An 18,462-nucleotide genomic window follows, 5' to 3' on the forward strand; every position below is an offset into this window, starting at 1 on the left:
TGAATACGTATGCAACTGGACGCAGCCGACAGCCCCGCGTCTACCATGGGGCCAGGGCACCTTGAGGGAGGGGCCGCGCCCGCCCGCCGGCAACGACGGTGCGGACCTACAACGCGTGCAGAGAGGGAGGGAGGTCGACGGGCGCAAGCCGGTCCGCCGCTTCGATGCTGAAGATCATTTGCCTGACCGCTGCCCTGGGGGCAGCGCTGGGGACGACCGCGCAGGCGGCCGACCTGCAATTCGACGGCCGCCATGCGCGCGCCGAAGCCGCTGCCGAGGGCAGCTTCGTGCTGCATGCGCCGAAAGGTGAGGTGCGCATCGCGCCGATGCCGATGCGCAGCCAGACCGGCAGCGTGATGTTCGACGCCCTGTTCGCGCTGGCCCAGCAGGAAATGGACCAGGACCGCGTGGATGCCATCCGTGATCCCGCCTTCGACGAAGGCCGGCCGGTGCCCTGCGAGTGCTTCCAGACCGGTGCGCGCTGGCCTTACGTGTGGACGCGCGATGTCAGCTTCGCCGCCGATCTGGCGCTGGCGCGGCTGGATCCGCAGCGCACCCGGCAGTCGCTGCAGTTCAAGCTGTCGGCGGCCCGCGATGGCCATACGTCCGGCCTGTTCGTTGCGCAGGACACCGGTTCCGGCGGCAGCTGGCCGATCAGCAGCGACCGCGTGGTGTGGTTCCTGGCAGCACGTCACCTGCTGGAGGATCGCGCGTTTGCCGACCAGGTCTGGCAGGCGCTGCAGGGCACGCTGGCGCAGGACCGCGCGATGGTGTTCGACGCGCAGATGGGCCTGTACCGCGGCGAGACCTCCTTCCTGGACTGGCGCGAGCAGACCTATCCAGACTGGACCCGCGAGGATGTGCGTTTCATCGGTGATTCCTACGCACTGTCCACCAACGTGCTGCACTACCAGGCACTGCGCCTGGCCGAACGCCTGGCCGGGCAGCACGGCGATGCCCGCGCGACCGACTACAAGGCCTGGGCCGATGCATTGGCGCAGCAGATCGATGCGCGCTTCTGGCGCGAGGATATCGGCCAGTACATGAGCTACATCGGCGAAGCCGCGCACCCGGTGCCGTACGCCAAGGTCGATCTGCTCGGCCTCTCGCTGGGCATCCTCGCCGAGGTGCTGCCGCCCGAGCGCGCGCGGCGTGCGCTGGCGGCGTATCCGATGGGCCCGGCCGGCAGCCCGGTGGCCTGGCCGCAGGAAGCACAACAGCCGATCTATCACAACCGGGCAATCTGGCCGTTCGTCAGTGCCTACTCGCTGCGTGCGGCGCGGCAGCTGGACGATGCGCCGCGCATTGCCGCCGAGATCCGCTCGCTGATGCAGGGTGCCGCGCTGGCCGGCTCCAACATGGAGAACTACGAGCTGGTCAGCCAGGCCGTGCATGTCGAGGAAGGCGCGCTCAGCGGGCCGGTGGTCAATTCGGAGCGCCAGCTGTGGTCGGTGGCTGGGTATCTGTCGATGGTGGTCGAGGGCGTGTTCGGCCTGCAGGATGATGGCCGCGTGCAGCCCAAGCTGCCAGCGGCGCTGGTCCCCGAACTGTTCGGCAAGCGGCGCCGCATCTCCCTGGAGGCCGATGGCAAGCGCTATGTGCTGGAGCGGCCGAAGCAGGTGGGTGATGGCCTGCTGGTGGCGGGCGAGGTAAAGACGCGTGGTACCGCCACCACCGTGCAGCTGGTGGCCGCGCCGTCGCGCACGTCGCCCGCCAGCACGGTCGATGCCAATGCGCGCGCGCCGGCAACCCCGCCCGCGCCGCAGGCGCGACGCAGCGGCAGAGGTTGGTCGGTACCGGTGGCTGAAGGCCAGGTGCTGTGGCAGGACGGCCGGGCGGTGACCGCGATCACCCAGGGCGTGGCACGCATCGTCGATGACGGCCTGCAGCATTGCCTCAGCCTGACCCGGCGCGATGGTGCATTGGAATCGCTGCACAGCCCGATGGTCTGCGTCGGTCCGCAGCAGCGACTGAAGGGTGCCGAGCGCTGGCAGTTCACCTCGGCCAAGGCGGGGCAGGTGCGCCTGCGCCTGCAGTACAGCAACCCGAATGGGCCGATCAACACGGGCGTGACCGCCGCGGTGAAGCAGCTGGTGCTGCAGTGTCCGGGCCAGCCGTTGCAGCGGCATGCGGTCACCCTGCCGCACAGCGTGACCGTGCAGCACTCGACCTCGGCGGCATTTACGGTGCCCAAGGGCCGATGCACGGTCGCGCTTGAGGAAGGCTTCAACATGAGCGCGCTGCGGCACTTCGCGCACTACACCGGGGGCAAGGGCGGGCGCGACGGCGTGCTCAACCAGGCGCAGGTGCAGGCGCTGACGGTGGCGCCCGTGGCCGTAGAGGGCGCACGATGAATCGCCCCGCCAAACCCCAGCTGTCGTTCTGGCAGATCTGGAACATGTGTTTCGGTTTTCTCGGGATCCAGTTCGGCTTCGCCCTGCAGAATGCCAACGCCAGCCGCATTTTCGAGACGCTGGGCGCGGACATCGACGCGGTACCGGGGCTGTGGATCGCCGCGCCGCTGACCGGCCTGCTGGTGCAGCCGGTGATCGGTTACCTGTCCGATCGCACCTGGACGCGCTGGGGGCGGCGCCGTCCGTTCTTCATGATCGGTGCGGTGCTGACCACGCTGGCCCTGCTGGTGATGCCGAATTCGCCGACGCTGTGGATCGCGGCCGGCACGCTGTGGGTGCTCGATGCCTCGATCAACGTATCGATGGAGCCTTTCCGTGCCTTTGTCGGCGATCAGCTGGCGCCACGCCAGCGTCCGGCCGGCTACGCGATGCAGAGCTTCTTCATCGGCGTGGGCGCCATCGTCGCCAGCTTCCTGCCGTTCATCCTGGCCCACTTCGGGGTCGCCAATACGGCCGCCGCAGGTGAGGTGCCGGACACCGTGCGCTATGCGTTCTACTTCGGCGCGGTGGTGCTGCTGGCGGCGATCACCTGGACGGTGCTCAGCACCCGAGAATATTCACCAGCAGAACTGGCTGCCTTCGATGATGCCGAGCCGCCGGCGCATCATGCGGGAGCGGTGATCAACGGCCCGGCTCCATGGACGCGGGTCACCCTGTGGCTAGGGCTGGGTGTGCTGTTGGCGCTGCTGATCACTTGGCGACAAGGCGACAGGATGCTGTACGTGCTGGCAGGCCTGTGCGCCGGCTACGGCCTGCTGCTGGCGGCCGCGCGCGCGTTGCCGGCCACGCACATGCTGGCCGCCATCGTCGGCGACCTGCGCGCGATGCCGGTGACCATGCGCCGCCTGGCGTGGGTGCAGTTCTTCTCGTGGTTCGCGCTTTTCGCCATGTGGATCTACACCACTGCTGCGGTCGCCGGTGCCCACTTCGGTTCGACCGATCCACAGTCGGCGGCCTACAACGAAGGTGCCAACTGGGTGGGCGTGCTGTTTGGCGCCTACAACGGCTTCGCTGCGCTGGCGGCGGTGCTGATTCCGCCGATGGTGCGTGCGATCGGCCTGCGCTGGAGCCACCTGGTCAACCTGTGGCTGGGCGCTGCCGGCCTGGTCTCGCTGATGTTCATCCGCGACCCGCACTGGCTGCTGCTGTCGATGGTCGGCGTCGGCTTCGCCTGGGCATCGATTCTCTCGCTGCCGTATGCACTGCTGTCCGACAGCGTGCCGGCGTCGAAGATGGGCGTGTACATGGGCATCTTCAATTTCTTCATCGTGATCCCGCAGCTGGTGGCGGCCAGTGCGCTCGGCTTTGCCCTGCGCGCATGGCTGGGTGGCCAGCCGATGCAGGTGCTGGTGCTGGGCGGCTGCAGCCTGTTCGTCGCCGGCCTGTGCGTGCTGCGGGTTCCGTCCCGTCCGGAGGTGGTGTGATGCGTGGTGTCCTGGCTGTTGCTGTTTCCCTTGCCCTGTTCGCCGGCCAGGCCGTGGCCACGCCGCGCCCGGACTACGTCGGCACCACCGAGCCATTCGCCAGCGATGCGGTGTACTTCGTGGTCACCGACCGCTTCGTCAACGGCGATCCGTCCAACGATCACCGCGACCAGGGCGGCACGCATCGCACCTTCGATATTCCGGTGCCGTGCCCGGACAGGGTGGACGGCAACATCGGCTACCTCGGCGGCGACTTCCGCGGCGTGCTCGACAATGCGCAGTACATCCGCAACCTGGGTTTCGGCGCGGTGTGGATCACGCCGATCGTCGACAACCCGGACCAGGCCTTTACCGGCAGCAAGCCGATCAGCTGCACCAGCACGCTGACCGATCGCGGCAAGACCGGCTACCACGGCTACTGGGGCATCAATTTCTACAAGCTCGATGAGCACCTGCCCAGCAGGGACCTGGACTTCGCCGGGCTGACCAAGGGCCTGCACGGCGCCGGCTTGAAGGTGGTGCTGGATATCGTCGGCAACCACGGCTCGCCGGCCTGGACCATGCCGACGCGGCAGCCGCAGTTCGGCCAGATCTTCGACAAGGACGGAACGCTGATTGCCGACCACCAGAACCTACCGCCGCAGAAGCTGGATCCGAAGCACAATCCGCTGCACGCGTTCTACAACAACATCGGTCCGGTCGACAGCAAGGACGGTTCGATCTTCGACGGCAACCTGGCCGAACTGTCCGACTTCAACCAGGACAATCCGGCGGTGATGGATTACCTGGTCGGCGCCTACCTGCAGTGGACCGCGCAGGGCGTGGACGCGCTGCGCATCGACACCATCGGCTGGCTGCCGCACCCGTGGTGGCATGAATTCGTCAAGCGCATCCGCGCCGAGCACCCGGACATGTTCATGTTCGGCGAAGCCTTCGACTACAACGCGGCGACCATCGCCGAGCATACCTGGCCGGCCAATGCCAATGTCAGCGTGCTCGATTTCCCGCTGCGCGGTGCACTGGAACAGACCTTCGGCACCGCCGGCAAGGGCTTCGAGACCCTGGCCGAGCCGCTGCACCTGAGCGGTGGCCCGTATGCCAATCCGTACGAGCTGATGAGCTTCTACGACAACCACGACATGCCGCGTCTGCAGGCCAGCGACAACGGCTTCATCGACGCGCACAACTGGCTGTTCACCGCGCGCGGCATTCCGGTGATCTACTACGGCTCGGAAACCGGCTTCATGCGTGGTCGCGCCGAGCATGCCGGCAATCGTGCCTACTTCGGCCAGCCGCGTGTGGACGCTGCGCCGCAGAGCCCGATCTTCGCGCCGCTGCAGCGCATCGCCAGGCTGCGCGCAGCCACCCCGGCGCTGCAGCGCGGCCTGCAGGTGAACGAGCGCCTGCAGGGCGACGAGGCGGTGTTCTTCCGCGTGCTGCAACAGGGCGAGGTGGCGCAGACCGTGCTGGTGCTGCTGAACAAGGGCGATGTGGCGCGCACCTTCGAGGTGGATCGCTACCTGCAAGCCGGCACCTGGCGTGACGCGCTGGGTGGCGGCACGGTGCAGGTCAAGCGCCAGCTGAAGGCTGACGTGCCAGCGCATGGGGTGAAGGTCTACGTACTGGATGCGCCCGTGCAGCAGCCGGCACTGCAGGCCGAACTGGACAAGGCGATGGCCGACCAGAAGGCGCGGGACGTGCGTCTGGGGCGGTAGTGCCGGCCGCTGGCCGGCAACTCGTGAATCCATGGTCCCTTCAGGTGCCGGCCAGCGGCCGGCACTACCGGGGGGACCACATCCGGCACAATAGGCACCCCTCACGCCCCGCCGTATCGCCATGACCGACCTCGCCCCGCAGACCCCGATCGAAACCCTGCTGAAGGCGGCGATGGACGGGGCGGTGCCGATCCGCGCCTTCATGGAGGCCTTCGTCGCCTCCGACGTGGTCCTGCTGACCGGCAGCCTGGTGACCCCCGACGGCAGCGGCTTCGACCCGCTGCTGTTCGACAAGCAGGGCACCCTGCACGTGGCCGTGTTCACCGATCCATCGCGCGTGGGTATCTACAGCCAGCAGGCCGAACACCAGATCCGCTGGCGGATGCTGGACGTGCTGCGCCGCGTGCCCGGTGGCTACGGCGTGGTGATCAATCCGGGCACCGCGCTGGGCTTCGAGATCTCGTCCAGCGGCGTCGGCGAGATCCTGAAGGACTTCGCGCAGGGCTGATTGTCCTGTAGAGCCGAGCCCATGCTCGGCTGCCGTTCGCGCAATGCCGGATCGGTCGAGCACGGCTCGAAGCTACAGAACGCTTCCCTTCGGGTGCCGTACGTGATCCCCTTTGGATGACACCAGGATCGAGGCTCTGCCATGGAATTGAGGGAATTACCTGCCGGCTCACCGGCACGATCACGCCATTCCTGCTCCGCACTGATCTTCCTGATCGCAGCCATCGTCGCCGCGCTGGTGTCCGTGCCCCTGCTGCGCGCGGTGGGCATGGTGCAGTGGCCGGCATTCGTCATTGCCTGGCTGATCAACCTGGGCGCGGCTTGGCATCTGGCCCAGTGGGCGCGCCAGCAGCTCCGTTCGGCGTGGGCATTCGGGTTGCCGGCGGCGCTCGGTACCGTCGCTTCGATCGTGGTCTATGTGCTGTTGGCATTGCTGGGGCCGAAGGCCGGGGCACGCTGAACCTTCGCGGCTGTCGCGGTAGTTTGCCGAGCACGGCTCGGCACTGGCACCAGGGTACGACCAAGCCAAACAACGCGGGCGAGGCCAAGAGCGATGCCGGCCCAGCGGCGCCTACCCGCGCAGCGACGATTCCCGCACCACCAGCTTCACCGGGATGCTCTGGCTGTCCACCGGCTGCCGGCCGATCAGCGCCAGCAGGCGTTCCACCAGCAGCTGCCCGGCCTGCTTGGTGTCCTGCTGTACGGTGGTCAGCGCCGGGGACACCGAAGCCGCCAGCGGGATGTCGTCGAAGCCGGTGACCGCCACGTCCTGCGGTACGCGCAGCCCGGCCTCGCGCAGGGCGCGCATCGCACCGATGGCGATCAGGTCGCTGGCGGCGCAGATCGCATCGATCGGTTCACCGCGCGCCAGCAGCGCCTGGCAGGCTTCCTGGCCGGAGGCCTCAGTGGTGATCGCATCGTGCTGCAGCACCGGTTCGGCGGCCAGACCGTGGTCCTGCAGCGCCGCGACATGGCCGCGGTAGCGCTCCTGGAATTCGGGGTAATGGCTGGAGGCATGGCCGAGGAAGGCGATGCGGCGGCAGCCCTGCTGCAACAGGTGGGCGGTGATGTCATGCCCGCCCTGGAAGTTGTCGCTGCCGATCGAGACACCGGGCTGGCCGGGCAGTGCGGCGCCCCAACGCACGAAGTGCGTGCCCTGTTCAACCAGCCGCTGCAGGCGGTCGCGCGATTCGTGGTAGTCGCCATAACCGAGCAGGATGATGCCGTCGGCCTTGTTGCTGTCTTCGTAATCCGCCTGCCAGTCGGTGGACAGCTGCTGGAACGACACCAGCAGGTCCTGCCCGTGCAGGGCGCAGGCGCGGGTGATCGAGCCCAGCATCGAATGGAAGAACGGGTTGATCAGCGAATCGTCGTTGGTCGGGTCCTCGAAGAACAGCAGGGCCAGCGTGCCGGCATTGCGCAGGCGCAGGCTGGAGGCGTTCTTGTCGACCTTGTAGTTCAGCTCGCGGGCGATGCGCAGGATGCGCTCGCGGGTCTCGGCGTTGACCATCGGACTGCCACGCAGGGCCCGCGACACGGTCGGCTGGGAGACCCCGGCCAGGTGGGCGATGTCGAGGGAGGTGGCTTTGCCTTTGATCGTCATGTGCGGGCGGAGCGGGCAGGTGGAAGGTGCCGGGCATGATGCCATGCGCAGACGCGAATGCCCCTCTGAACGTCGGTCGGGGCGCAGGTAAGTCATTGCCGGACAAGGAAATCAGCCTGATCCTTCGGTGCGGTCGGGGTCTCCTGACCGGGCGGATGGCGGCGGCAATGGTAAGATGCGTCGTTCTCGCATTCCCCCAAATTTCACCAGGGGCGGCCCAGCGTACTGCACCCCGCCCGGGGCTGTGCTATCACTGGCGGTCTGCCCCTGGACAACGGACGAAGGTACCTATGGCGCGCGGCATCAATAAAGTCATCCTGGTCGGCAATCTCGGCAACGACCCGGACGTGAAGTACACCCAGGGCGGCATGGCGATCACCCGCATCAGCCTGGCCACCACCAGCGTCCGCAAGGACAAGGATGGCAACCAGCAGGAGCGCACCGAATGGCACCGCGTGGTGTTCTTCGGCAAGCTCGGCGAGATCGCCGGCGAGTACCTGCGCAAGGGCAGCTCGGTCTACGTCGAAGGCAGCCTGCGCTACGACAAGTACACCGGCCAGGACGGGGTGGAGAAGTACTCCACCGACATCATCGCCGATGAAATGCAGATGCTGGGCGGCCGCGGTGAAGGCGGCGGCGGTGGTGGCGGCAACTACGGCGGCGATCGTCCGCAGCGCCAGCAGGCACCGCGCCAGGAGTACGGCGGCGGTGGCGGCGGCCAGCGTGGTGGCCAGGGCGGTGGCTATGGCAACCAGGGCGGCAACCAGGGCGGCAACCAGGGTGGCGGCTACGGCAACCAGGGCGGCAACCAGCGCCCGCAGCCGCAGCAGGCGCCGCCGATGGACGACTTCGCTGACGACGATATTCCGTTCTGATCGGACGCTCGCCTGCAGCAGAAAAGAAAGCCCCGCACATGCGGGGCTTTTCTTTGTCCGCGATTCCTGCGGAGTTGTGCCCCGCAGCATCAATTTTCGTGCACCGCAACTTGCAAGCATCCAATTTCCTCCCCTATGGTGCAATCGATTGCATTGCTGTGAATCGTTGCGTTTGATACCGGTTGGGAGGCCGGCAGATGGATGTCCATCCATTCGATCAGACCGGCCCCGGCGACGGGGATCACGCGGCGCGATGCGCTGCGCCTCGCAGTTGCCGGCAGCATTGGCCTGGGGGCCGTGACGACCGCGGAAGCGTTGCCTGCGTTCGCCGCTGCGCCACTCAAAGGAAACCTGAAGCACTCCGTCGCCCGTTGGACCTTCCCGCAGCTGTCGGTCGCCCAGCTCTGCACGACGGTGAAGGACATCGGCTTCGCCGCCATCGACCTGGTCGGCCCGGAAGACTGGCCCACGCTGAAGGCCCATGGCGTGTACAGCTCGATGTGCAATGGCGCGGAGCTGGGCCTGACCAAGGGCTTTGCCGGCCGCGAGTTCCACGACCAGCTGGTAGAGCGCTACACGCGGCACATCGATCTGGTGGCCGATGCCGGTTACCGAAATCTCATCTGCTTCTCCGGCAACCGCAATGGCATGGACCCCCACGACGGCTTGGCCAATGCCGAAGCCGGCCTCAAGCGCATCCTCGGGCATGCCGAGAAGCGCAGCGTGGTGCTGGTGATGGAGCTGCTCAACTCCAGGGTCGATCATCGCGACTACCTGTGCGACCACTCGGCCTGGGGCGTAGAGCTGTGCCAGCGGCTGGGCTCGGACAATTTCGGCCTGCTCTACGACATCTATCACATGCAGATCATGGAAGGCGACATCATCGCCACCATCGGCAAACACCACGCCTGCTTCAAGCATTACCACACCGCAGGCGTGCCCGGCCGGAACGAGATCGGAGACCGGCAGGAGCTGAACTATCCGGCCATCTGCCGCGCGATCCGCGACACCGGTTTCAAGGGGTATCTGGCGCAGGAGTTCATGCCTGCCGCGCCCGATCCCGTTGCTTCATTGCGCGAGGCGATCCGCCTCTGCGACGTCTGAAACGATATCCACCCAGGTGAGAGACCCATGGCAGATAATCACTACGACGCCATTGTTGTTGGCTCGGGAATCAGTGGCGGCTGGGCAGCGAAGGAGCTGACCGAGAAGGGCCTGAAGGTCCTGATGCTGGAACGCGGGCGCAACATCGAGCACGTCAAGGACTATGTCAATGCGATGAAGGAAGCGTGGGACTTCCCGCATCGCAACCGTCCGACGCAGGCGATGAAGGCCGCTTTTCCGGTGCTGATGCGCGACTACGGCCTGGCCGAGAACCTGGAAGGAATGTGGGCCAACGAGCAGGACTCACCCTACATCGAAACCAAGCGTTTCGACTGGTTCCGCGGCTACCACGTCGGTGGCCGCTCGTTGTTGTGGGGCCGGCAGAGCTATCGCTTCTCCGACCTGGACTTCGAGGCGAATCTCAAGGACGGCATCGCCACCGACTGGCCGATCCGCTACGCCGACATCGCGCCATGGTACGACCACGTGGAGAAGTTCGCCGGCATCGCCGGCACGCGCGAGGGACTGGACGTGTTGCCGGACGGCGAGTTCCTGCCGCCGATCCCGTTGAACATCGTCGAGAAGGATGTGGCCGCGCGGATCAAGAAGGCCTTTGGCGGCACCCGCCACATGATCCACTCGCGCACCGCCAACATCACCCAGCCGATGCCCGAGCAGGGGCGCGTCAACTGCCAGTATCGCAACAAGTGCATTCTGGGTTGTCCCTTCGGTGCCTACTTCTCGACCCAGTCGGCGACGCTGCCGGCGGCGATGAAGACCGGCAACCTGACCTTGCGGCCGTTCTCGATCGTCAAGGAAGTGCTCTACGACAAGGACCGCAAGCGTGCGCGCGGCGTGGAGGTCATCGACGCCGAAACCGGCCAGACCTACCAGTACACGGCCAAGGTCATCTTCCTCAATGCATCGTCCTTCAACTCGACCTGGCTGCTGATGAATTCGGCGACCGACGTCTGGGACGGGGGGCTGGGCTCTTCGTCGGGTGAGCTCGGGCACAACGTGATGGACCACCATTTCGGTGCGGGCGCTTCGGGCCGGGTCGAGGGCTACGAAGACAAGTACTACTTCGGTCGTCGTCCCTGCGGCTTCTACATTCCGCGGTTCCGCAACGTGGCCGCCGACAAGCGCGGCTACCTGCGCGGGTTCGGCTACCAGGGCGGTGCCAGCCGCACCGGCTGGTCGCGCGAGATCGCCGAGCTGAACATCGGTGCGGATCTGAAGGAGGCCCTGACCGTGCCGGGTGACTGGCGCATCGGCATGACCGGGTTCGGCGAAATGCTGCCGCACCACGACAACGCGATCCGTCTGGACCGGGCGCGCAAGGACAAGTGGGGGCTGCCGGTGCTGGCGATGGACGTGTCCATGCGTGCCAACGAACTGGCGATGCGCAAGGACATGGCTGCTGACGCCGCCGAGATGCTGGAGGCGGCCGGGGTCAAGGACGTGAAGATGCACGACAACGACTACGCCCCGGGCAAGGGCATCCATGAGATGGGGACTGCGCGTATGGGACGTGACCGGAAGAGCTCGGTATTGAACGCACACAACCAGGTCTGGGATGCCCCCAATGTGTACGTCACCGACGGTGCCTGCATGACCTCCAGCGCCTGCGTGAATCCGTCGCTGACCTACATGGCGCTGACCGCGCGCGCGGCCGACCACGCGGTACGCGAACTGAAAGCGGGGAACCTGTGATGGATCGCCGCGAACTGCTGAAGATGATCGTCGCCGCCACCGGTGCGGCCATGGTCGGCCTGCCTGCGCTGGTGCATGGCAAAGCGCCAGCGGCCGGGGCGATGGCCGCGTTCTCCGATGCCGATATCGGCACGCTGGACGAGATCGCCGAGACCATCCTGCCGCGGACCCGGACACCCGGGGCGAAAGACGCGGGCGCCGGTCTGTTCATGGCAACCTTCGTCAGCGACTGCTACACCGCCAGGCAGCAGGCGGTGTTCCGCGCCGGGCTGGCGGACATCGACAAGCGCGCCGGTGGCCGCTTCGTGTCGCTCACGCCGGAGGCGCGCACCGGGTTGCTGCGTACACTGGATGCCGAGGCCAAGGCGCGCAATGCGGACGTGACCGAGACCGGAACGCCCGAAGAGGGCGAAGCCATGCCGCATTACTTCACGATGATCAAGCAGCTGGCCATCTTCGGCTTCTTCACCTCCAGGGTCGGTGCGACCGGGGTGCTGCAGTACGTCGCCGTGCCGGGGCGCTACGACGGTGACCTCGCCTATGTCCCCGGTACGCCCGCGTGGGGGACCAGCTGATGGACACCACCCTGATGATCCGCCCTGCGTTGATCACCGCCGGCCTGCTGGCCGCTGCATCGGCGTTCGCACAGGACAGTGCCGACGCTGTGCTTGACCCGAAGAAGACCGAAGTGTGGGCCCCTGTGCCCGCGACCGTGGCAACGCCGCCCGGCAAGGCACCGTCCGATGCGATCGTGCTGTTCGATGGCAAGGATGTCTCCGCGTGGGAGTCGGAGCGGGGTGGCCGCGTGCCCTGGAAGGTTGCCGGAGGCGCCATGACGGTCGTTCCGGGCAGCAAGGGCATCCGTACCCGGCAACCCTTCTGCGATGTCCAGCTGCATGTCGAATGGCGTACGCCCACCGAAACGAAGGGCTTCGACGGCCAGAACCGGGGCAACAGCGGGATCTTCCTGCAGGGACTCTATGAGTTGCAGGTACTCGACAGCTACAACAACCCGACCTACGCCAATGGCCAGGCGGGTTCGATCTACAAGCAGGCCATGCCACGGGTGAACGCCTCGCGCGCACCGGGCCAGTGGCAGGCCTACGACATCATCTGGAAGGCCCCGCGCTTCTCGCCGGGCGGCGGCCTGACGTCGCCCGCGCGGATCACCGTGCTGCATAACGGCGTGCTGGTACAGGACGATACCGTGCTGGCAGGCAAGACCGAATACATCGGTGCGCCTTCGTACGCACCGCATGGGTGCGCGCCGCTGTATCTGCAGGAACATGACTCCAAGGTCAGCTACCGCAATATCTGGGTGCGCGAGCTGTAGCGCCCACCCGCTACTTTGCCAGGTAGCTGGCGATGTCATCGATCTCCTGCTGTGACAGCTGCGGGAAGGGCGGCATCAGGCCGCCGCCCTTCCTGATCTTGTCCTTGACCTGGGCGGGCTGCAGCCGCTTGCCGACATCGGTGAGCGCCGGGAACGTCGGCGGTACACCGGTGCGTTCAGCACCGTGGCAGGCGGTGCAGTGCTGGGCGTAGAGTTTCGCGCCGGCGGCCGGGTCGTCCTTGGCCCACGCTGCCGTCGCAACGTTCATGCCGCCCAGGGCCACGGCCACTGCCAGGATCATTTTCATGTGGGGCTCCTTGATGCGTCAGCGGTGGGCACGGGTGGGCAGGTTGGTGGTCAGGTGCCCACGCAGGTAGTCCGCGCCGGCCTGGATGACCTTGGCCGGGTCGCGTGGCTGGTCGTGTTCCACGATGTACCACTGCACGCCAGCGGTGGCGGCGGCCGGCAGGATCGCGTTCCAGTCCAGCACGCCCTGGCCGACTGCAGCGAATCCACCTTCGTCTTCGGCCTGGCCCTTGGGCGCATTGTCCTTGGCGTGTACCGCAAATACGTGGCCGCGGAACTTACCCAGCATCACTACCGGGTCCAGTCCCGCGCGCGCGACCCAGGCCAGGTCCAGTTCGGTCTGCAGTTCGGGGCCGGCGGCGGCGAACAGCAGCTCCAGTCCGGTCCTGCCATTGAAGTCGACCAGCTCGAAGTCGTGGTTGTGGTAGGCCAGCTGCATGCCCTTGCCGCGCACCTGCCTGGCAATCCGGCCCAGCTCCCGGCCCAATGCGGTCCAGCCGGCGGCATCGCGCGGACGATCCTTCTGGTCCAGGTAGGGCACCACCAGCGTGCTGTTGCCAATCGAGCGGTTGAAGGCCACCACGGCATCCAGGTTGTCGCGCAGCTCGGCCAGCTGAACGTGCGACGAAACCGCTTTGATCGAGTAACGGTCCAGCAACTGTTTCAGTTCCGCAGCGCTTGCATTCTGCGTACCGACAGTCTCCACCGCACGCACGCCCGCGTCGTGGACGATCTTCAGCTGTTGGTCGAGCGGGCCGGCGTTGCGCAGCGTGTACATCTGCACGGCGATGGGCTTCTGCGCACCGGCTGTGTTTCCTGCGAAGGCGGGCAGGACTGCGAGCAGCAGCAGGACGAGGGTTGCAGTTCTACGGACAGGGATGTTCATCAACAGATCCTCCCGGGATTCAACCGATGGCGGTCCAGGTGCGTGACCTGGCCGATGCAATGACACGATCAACGATCTGCGCCGAGCGCAGGCCGTCTTCGAAGGTGGGCAGGCCCTGCGGCCGCTCGCCGTCAATGGCGCGATAGGTGTCGGCCACGAACGCTTCGAAGCATTGGCCGTAGCCTTGCGCGTGTCCCGCTGGCAGCGGCGACAACCGGCGTTGTTCGGCACTGCCGGCGCCCGGGCCGCGCACGAAGATTTCCTCGCGCTGCTCGGGCAGGCCGATCCACAGCCGCTCGGCATCCTCCTGGTTGAACGCCACGCTGGCGTTGGCGCCGTCGATCTCGAACCAGAGCCGGTTGTGGCGTCCGGCCGAGACCTGGCTGACCGTCAATGACGCCAGCGTGCCCGCGCCGGTCCTGAACATCGCTGCGGCTACGTCCTCGCTCTCGACCGCTTGCTTTGCGCCGTCTGTCGCCGGCGTGCTGAAACTCTGGGAAGTGGTTGCGCTGCGCTCGGCGATCACCGTGGCAAACGCCGCGTTCACTTCGGCGAAGCACTCGCCGCTGACCCATTCAACCAGGTCGCACCAGTGCGACCCGATGTCGGCGAACACGCGCGATGTGCCGCCCAGTGCCGGGTCAACCCGCCAGTTGTTGCTGGCCGGGTCCAGCAGCCAGTCCTGCAGGTAGCTGCCATGGATCAGGTGCAGCGGCCCCAGGTCGCCCTGCGCGATGCGCGCACGCGCCTCGCGGACCACCGGGTGGTAGCGGTAGACGAAGGGGACGGTGGCGACCAATCCGGTCGAGGCGGCCAGCGCCGCCAGCGCCTGCGCGTCGTCCAGCGTCGTCGCCAACGGTTTCTCGCAGATCACGTGCTTGCCGGCTTCCAGTGCGGCCTGCGCCATCGCGCGGTGCAGGTGGTTGGGCGTGCAGATGTGCACGACCTGTACCTGGGGATCAGCGACGACGTCCTCGATATCGCGATAGGCGCGCGGGACATTCCACACGTGCGCCACCTCGCGCGCGCGCTGCGGCGACGAGGCGGCCACGCCGCGCACCTCGGCGCCAGCCAGCAGTGCTGCGCGGCGATGCACCGCGCCGATCATGCCGGTACCAACGATGGCGATTCCAAGCGGGGGCATCGGCTGGTCTCCTCAGGGTGTGGACGACGCCGCCGCCGCTACCGGGCGGTCGCGGAACAGCAGCAGGAAGGCGATCAGCACCACCAGTGCGACGCCGGCAGGGAACAACCAGATCTGCTGCCAGTCCGGGCCCGCTGCAGTGGTGAAGTGCTCCACCACCGCACCGGACAGGAAGGTGCCGATCAACATGCCCACGCCATAGGTGGCCAGGGTGATGAACCCCTGTGCGCTGCTGCGCGCGGCAGGGCCGGCATGTGCATCGGTGTAGATCTGGCCGGTGACGAAGAAGAAGTCGTAGCAGATGCCGTGCAGCACGATGCCGATCACCAGCAGCGGGAAGCCGCTGCCCGCATCACCGAAGGCGAACAGGGCGTAGCGCACCACCCAGGCGGCCATGCCGACCGCCAGCATGGTCTTCACCCCCAGCCGCACGAACAGGAATGGCATGGCGAGCATCAGCAGCACTTCGGACACCTGGCCCAGCGACTGCAGGCCGGCGGCGCCCTGCACGCCCAGGTCGTTGAGATACGGATTGGTGAAGTTGTAGTAGAACGACAACGGGATGCAGATGGCGATGGAGGCCAGGAAGAACACCAGGTAGGCACGCGACTTCAGCAGCCGCAACGAATCCAGCCCCAGGATCTGCCCCAGCCCGGCATCGCGCTGCTGTGCCAGTGGCGGCGTGTGCGGCAGGGTGAACGCATACAGGCCCAGCACCAGCGATGCCGCCGCCGCCATCCGGAAGGTCAGTTCAAGCCGATGCGCCTGTTCCCAGCCCAGCCAGCCGATCAGCACCCCTGCGACGATCCAGCCGACGCTGCCGGCCACGCGCACCAGCGGGAACTGCTTCTCCGGCGATTGCATGTGCCGCATGGCGACGCTGTTGGCCAGTGCCAGCGTCGGCATGAACAGCAGCATGTAGCCCATGACGCACGCGGAAAACACGCTGAAGCTGGTGGCGGTGGACGCCAGCCACATCAGCACCGCGCCGGCCAGGTGCAGTACCGCCAGGATGCGCTGTGCCGCGAAATAGCGGTCTGCGATCAGGCCGACCAGGAACGGCGCCACGATGGCACCGATGGACTGGCTGAGAAACGCCGTTGCCACCTGGCTTGCGCTGGCCTGCAGCGGGCCCTGTACCAGGTAGGTGCCCAGGGTGACGAACCACGCCCCCCAGATGAAGAACTGCAGAAACATCATCGCGCCCAGGCGCGACATGGCGTGCGTCATGGCTTGCCCTCCCGGGGCGGTCTTGGCTCAGATTCCCAGCATGCGGCGCAGTGATCCAGCGTCCGTGTCGCTCCCGGCAAAGTCGTCGAAGGCGCGTTCGGTCACATGGATGATGTGATCGCGGATGAAGGCGGCACCCTCGCGCGCGCCGTCCTCGGGGTGCTTCAGGCAGCACTCCCATTCCAGTACCGCCCAGCCCGGGAAGTCGTACTGGGCGAACTTCGAGAAGATCGCCTTGAAGTCGATCTGGCCGTCGCCCAGTGAACGGAAACGGCCCGGACGATCGATCCAGTCCTGGTAGCCCGCGTACACGCCACTGCGCGCGCTGGAGCGATACTCCGCGTCCTTGACGTGGAAGATGCCGATGCGGGCGTGGTAGCGGTCGATGAAACCGAGGTAGTCCATCTGCTGCAGCAGCAGGTGGCTGGGGTCGTACAGGATTTTCGCGCGCGGGTGGTGATCCACCACATCGAGGAAGCGTTCGAAGGTCGCGCCGTCGTGCAGGTCCTCGCCGGGGTGGAGTTCGAAGCACAGGTCCACGCCGCAGGCATCGAACGCATCCAGGATCGGGCGCCAGCGACGGCCGAGTTCGGCGAAGGCTTCTTCCACCAGTCCCGGCGGGCGCTGCGGCCACGGATAGAAGTAGGGCCAGGCCAGCGCACCGGAGAACGTGGCGTGCGCGGTCAGCCCCAGGCGCTGGCTGGCCTGCGCAGCGAGCCGCAGCTGCTCCACGGCCCAGGCCTGGCGCGCCGGCGGGTTGCCGCGCACGTCTATGGGTGCGAATCCGTCGAACAGGCTGTCGTAGGCGGGATGGACCGCGACCAGCTGCCCCTGCAGGTGGGTTGACAGTTCGGTGATCTGCAGGCCGTGCCCGGCCAGCATGCCGGCAACATCGTCGCAGTACGCCTGGCTGCGTGCCGCCTCGGCCAGGTCGAACAGGTGGGGCGCGGAGGTGGGGACTTGTACGCCAGAATAGCCCAGACCCGCGGCCCATCCGGCCAGCGTGTCCAGCCGATCAAAAGGAGCCGTGTCGCCGATGAACTGCGCCAGGAACAGCGCTGGACCCTTGAGCGTCTTCAACGTGATTCGCCCTCGATGCAATCGATTGCATTATCCTAGCAGGGGCGCACGCAGGACCTGTTGTGCACTGCACAGCGGACAGGAGAACTAACGCCATCGCCACCATCTACGACATCGCCAGGCACGTCGGCGTCTCCGCAGGCACGGTGTCACGGGCGCTTTCCCGGCCGGACAAGGTGCTGCCGGCCACCCGTGCGCGCATCGAGCAGGCCGCCGCCGCATTGGGCTATGTGCCCAACACGGTGGCGCGCACGCTCAAGACCCAGCGCAGCGGCAAGATCCTGGTCACCGTCCCGGACATCGCCAATCCGTTCTTCGCACAGATCCTGCAGGGTGCGGAGGAGGCCGCGCAGGCGGTCGGCTACGCGGTTCTGCTGGGCGATACCCAGCATCAACCCGATCGTGAGGAGCGCTACGCACAGATGCTCCGGCGCAACGAGGCGGACGGCATGATCGTGCTGGGCCATCGCCTGCCACCGACCGCGCGCGAGATCGTCGAGCAGCGCGGCGCAGCTGCGCCGGTGGTCAATGGATGCGAGTTCGACCCCGCACTGGGCATCCCCAGCGTCCACATCGACAACGCGGCCGCCGCACGCGCGGTGATGGAGCACCTGTACGGCCTGGGGCACGAACGGATCGCCGTGGTCGGCGGGCCACCTGACAACCCCCTGCACCAGCAGCGGTTGGAAGGGGTCCGGGCCGCCGGCAAGGCGCGGGGTCGCCTGCGCCAGCTGAGCATCGTGCCGGGGGACTTTTCCGTTGAGTCCGGGCATGCGGCGGTGATTGCGCTGCTGGACGGCACGCCCGTGCCGACCGCGGTGTTCTGCTTCAGCGACCAGATGGCACTGGGGGCACTGGCGGCCTGCCGCGACCGGGGTATCCGCATTCCGGACGAGCTCTCCATCGTCGGCTTCGACGACCTGGCCTCTTCGCGTTACCTCACCCCGCCGCTGACGACCGTCCGGCAGCCGATGCGTGAAATCGGCGAGCGCGCGGTCAACCTGCTGCTCGCCATCATCGAACAGGTCGATGTACCGCTTCAGCAGACGCTGGAGTTCAGCTTCATGCTGCGCGGTTCGACGGCGGTGCCCAGGCGGTAGCGGAGGCGAGGCAGGGCAGCCGGAGCAG

At 66.9% G+C, this 18,462-nt stretch carries 17 protein-coding genes; 11 read left to right on the plus strand and 6 right to left on the minus strand.

Annotated elements, in window-relative coordinates:
- Positions 1 to 164: 164 nt before the first annotated feature.
- From KXV01_RS00775 to KXV01_RS00795, 5 genes are all read left to right on the plus strand, one after another.
- A complete protein-coding gene (locus tag KXV01_RS00775; RefSeq protein ID WP_099495224.1) occupies positions 165 to 2,354 on the plus strand; it encodes a Six-hairpin glycosidase-like protein in 2,190 nt (729 codons plus the stop codon).
- Entirely contained in the window at positions 2,351 to 3,838 is a 1,488-nt protein-coding gene (locus tag KXV01_RS00780; RefSeq protein ID WP_049440221.1) for an MFS transporter, read from the plus strand. Before KXV01_RS00775 ends, KXV01_RS00780 begins: the two co-directional genes overlap by 4 nt.
- Positions 3,838 to 5,553 carry an alpha-amylase family glycosyl hydrolase gene (locus KXV01_RS00785; protein ID WP_263467468.1) on the plus strand — a complete coding sequence of 572 codons (1,716 nt, stop codon included), beginning with the start codon at positions 3,838 to 3,840 and terminating at the stop codon, positions 5,551 to 5,553. The genes KXV01_RS00780 and KXV01_RS00785 overlap by 1 nt, the downstream gene beginning before the upstream one ends.
- Before the next feature lie 121 nt (positions 5,554 to 5,674).
- Positions 5,675 to 6,061: an SseB family protein gene (locus KXV01_RS00790; RefSeq protein WP_049440217.1), complete on the plus strand. Its 387-nt coding sequence runs from the start codon at positions 5,675 to 5,677 to the stop codon at positions 6,059 to 6,061.
- A gap of 141 nt (positions 6,062 to 6,202) precedes the next feature.
- Positions 6,203 to 6,520, plus strand: a complete 318-nt coding sequence (locus KXV01_RS00795; RefSeq protein ID WP_164282929.1) for a hypothetical protein — start codon at positions 6,203 to 6,205, stop codon at positions 6,518 to 6,520.
- A gap of 111 nt (positions 6,521 to 6,631) precedes the next feature.
- Here the strand turns inward: KXV01_RS00795 and KXV01_RS00800 are convergent, their stop codons facing one another.
- Entirely contained in the window at positions 6,632 to 7,663 is a 1,032-nt protein-coding gene (locus tag KXV01_RS00800) for a LacI family DNA-binding transcriptional regulator (RefSeq protein WP_164282927.1), read from the minus strand.
- 290 nt (positions 7,664 to 7,953) lie between these two features.
- On the opposite strand from KXV01_RS00800, the gene KXV01_RS00805 reads away from it, so the two are divergent.
- The 5 genes from KXV01_RS00805 (at position 7,954) to KXV01_RS00825 (ending at position 12,688) form a co-directional block, all read left to right on the plus strand.
- Positions 7,954 to 8,538 carry a single-stranded DNA-binding protein gene (locus KXV01_RS00805; protein WP_164282925.1) on the plus strand — a complete coding sequence of 195 codons (585 nt, stop codon included), beginning with the start codon at positions 7,954 to 7,956 and terminating at the stop codon, positions 8,536 to 8,538.
- A gap of 201 nt (positions 8,539 to 8,739) precedes the next feature.
- On the plus strand, positions 8,740 to 9,642 hold the full coding sequence (locus KXV01_RS00810; RefSeq protein WP_263467469.1) for a TIM barrel protein: 903 nt from the start codon (positions 8,740 to 8,742) through the stop codon (positions 9,640 to 9,642).
- Positions 9,643 to 9,669: 27 nt separating this feature from the next.
- Positions 9,670 to 11,355 (plus strand): GMC family oxidoreductase, encoded by a 1,686-nt coding sequence (locus KXV01_RS00815; protein ID WP_099495230.1) that lies wholly within the window; start codon positions 9,670 to 9,672, stop codon positions 11,353 to 11,355.
- Positions 11,355 to 11,930: a gluconate 2-dehydrogenase subunit 3 family protein gene (locus KXV01_RS00820; RefSeq protein WP_049416500.1), complete on the plus strand. Its 576-nt coding sequence runs from the start codon at positions 11,355 to 11,357 to the stop codon at positions 11,928 to 11,930. Before KXV01_RS00815 ends, KXV01_RS00820 begins: the two co-directional genes overlap by 1 nt.
- Positions 11,930 to 12,688, plus strand: a complete 759-nt coding sequence (locus KXV01_RS00825; protein WP_263467470.1) for a DUF1080 domain-containing protein — start codon at positions 11,930 to 11,932, stop codon at positions 12,686 to 12,688. Before KXV01_RS00820 ends, KXV01_RS00825 begins: the two co-directional genes overlap by 1 nt.
- A 10-nt stretch (positions 12,689 to 12,698) precedes the next feature.
- Here the strand turns inward: KXV01_RS00825 and KXV01_RS00830 are convergent, their stop codons facing one another.
- Genes KXV01_RS00830 through KXV01_RS00850 form a run of 5 tightly spaced genes read right to left on the minus strand, consistent with a single transcriptional unit; the run spans position 12,699 to position 17,334 of the window.
- A complete protein-coding gene (locus KXV01_RS00830; RefSeq protein ID WP_099486834.1) occupies positions 12,699 to 12,995 on the minus strand; it encodes a cytochrome c in 297 nt (98 codons plus the stop codon).
- A gap of 18 nt (positions 12,996 to 13,013) precedes the next feature.
- A complete protein-coding gene (locus KXV01_RS00835; protein WP_049416503.1) occupies positions 13,014 to 13,880 on the minus strand; it encodes a sugar phosphate isomerase/epimerase in 867 nt (288 codons plus the stop codon).
- Between the two features lie 19 nt (positions 13,881 to 13,899).
- Positions 13,900 to 15,024 (minus strand): Gfo/Idh/MocA family oxidoreductase, encoded by a 1,125-nt coding sequence (locus KXV01_RS00840; RefSeq protein WP_100477699.1) that lies wholly within the window; start codon positions 15,022 to 15,024, stop codon positions 13,900 to 13,902.
- A 12-nt stretch (positions 15,025 to 15,036) separates the two neighbouring features.
- On the minus strand, positions 15,037 to 16,254 hold the full coding sequence (locus tag KXV01_RS00845; RefSeq protein WP_049416508.1) for a nucleoside permease: 1,218 nt from the start codon (positions 16,252 to 16,254) through the stop codon (positions 15,037 to 15,039).
- Between the two features lie 27 nt (positions 16,255 to 16,281).
- The gene (locus tag KXV01_RS00850; protein ID WP_099495233.1) at positions 16,282 to 17,334 is read right to left on the minus strand and encodes a sugar phosphate isomerase/epimerase family protein; all 1,053 of its coding nucleotides are present in this window, start codon (positions 17,332 to 17,334) and stop codon (positions 16,282 to 16,284) included.
- Between the two features lie 95 nt (positions 17,335 to 17,429).
- Between KXV01_RS00850 and KXV01_RS00855 the strand changes: the two genes are divergently transcribed.
- On the plus strand, positions 17,430 to 18,434 hold the full coding sequence (locus tag KXV01_RS00855) for a LacI family DNA-binding transcriptional regulator (protein WP_049438606.1): 1,005 nt from the start codon (positions 17,430 to 17,432) through the stop codon (positions 18,432 to 18,434).
- Positions 18,435 to 18,462: the final 28 nt, after the last annotated feature.

Origin of the sequence: Stenotrophomonas sp. Ps181 (assembly GCF_025697425.1) — a bacterium.
Taxonomy (GTDB): domain Bacteria; phylum Pseudomonadota; class Gammaproteobacteria; order Xanthomonadales; family Xanthomonadaceae; genus Stenotrophomonas; species Stenotrophomonas sepilia.

Excerpts from the sequence above, each read along its gene's own strand:
- KXV01_RS00775 (WP_099495224.1), top strand. The coding sequence starts at position 165 with ATGCTGAAGATCATTTGCCTGACCGCTGCCCTGGGGGCAGCGCTGGGG.
- KXV01_RS00780 (WP_049440221.1), top strand. The coding sequence starts at position 2,351 with ATGAATCGCCCCGCCAAACCCCAGCTGTCGTTCTGGCAGATCTGGAAC.
- KXV01_RS00785 (WP_263467468.1), top strand. The coding sequence starts at position 3,838 with ATGCGTGGTGTCCTGGCTGTTGCTGTTTCCCTTGCCCTGTTCGCCGGC.
- KXV01_RS00790 (WP_049440217.1), top strand. The coding sequence starts at position 5,675 with ATGACCGACCTCGCCCCGCAGACCCCGATCGAAACCCTGCTGAAGGCG.
- KXV01_RS00795 (WP_164282929.1), top strand. The coding sequence starts at position 6,203 with ATGGAATTGAGGGAATTACCTGCCGGCTCACCGGCACGATCACGCCAT.
- KXV01_RS00800 (WP_164282927.1), bottom strand. The coding sequence starts at position 7,663 with ATGACGATCAAAGGCAAAGCCACCTCCCTCGACATCGCCCACCTGGCC.
- KXV01_RS00805 (WP_164282925.1), top strand. The coding sequence starts at position 7,954 with ATGGCGCGCGGCATCAATAAAGTCATCCTGGTCGGCAATCTCGGCAAC.
- KXV01_RS00810 (WP_263467469.1), top strand. The coding sequence starts at position 8,740 with ATGTCCATCCATTCGATCAGACCGGCCCCGGCGACGGGGATCACGCGG.
- KXV01_RS00815 (WP_099495230.1), top strand. The coding sequence starts at position 9,670 with ATGGCAGATAATCACTACGACGCCATTGTTGTTGGCTCGGGAATCAGT.
- KXV01_RS00820 (WP_049416500.1), top strand. The coding sequence starts at position 11,355 with ATGGATCGCCGCGAACTGCTGAAGATGATCGTCGCCGCCACCGGTGCG.
- KXV01_RS00825 (WP_263467470.1), top strand. The coding sequence starts at position 11,930 with ATGGACACCACCCTGATGATCCGCCCTGCGTTGATCACCGCCGGCCTG.
- KXV01_RS00830 (WP_099486834.1), bottom strand. The coding sequence starts at position 12,995 with ATGAAAATGATCCTGGCAGTGGCCGTGGCCCTGGGCGGCATGAACGTT.
- KXV01_RS00835 (WP_049416503.1), bottom strand. The coding sequence starts at position 13,880 with ATGAACATCCCTGTCCGTAGAACTGCAACCCTCGTCCTGCTGCTGCTC.
- KXV01_RS00840 (WP_100477699.1), bottom strand. The coding sequence starts at position 15,024 with ATGCCCCCGCTTGGAATCGCCATCGTTGGTACCGGCATGATCGGCGCG.
- KXV01_RS00845 (WP_049416508.1), bottom strand. The coding sequence starts at position 16,254 with ATGACGCACGCCATGTCGCGCCTGGGCGCGATGATGTTTCTGCAGTTC.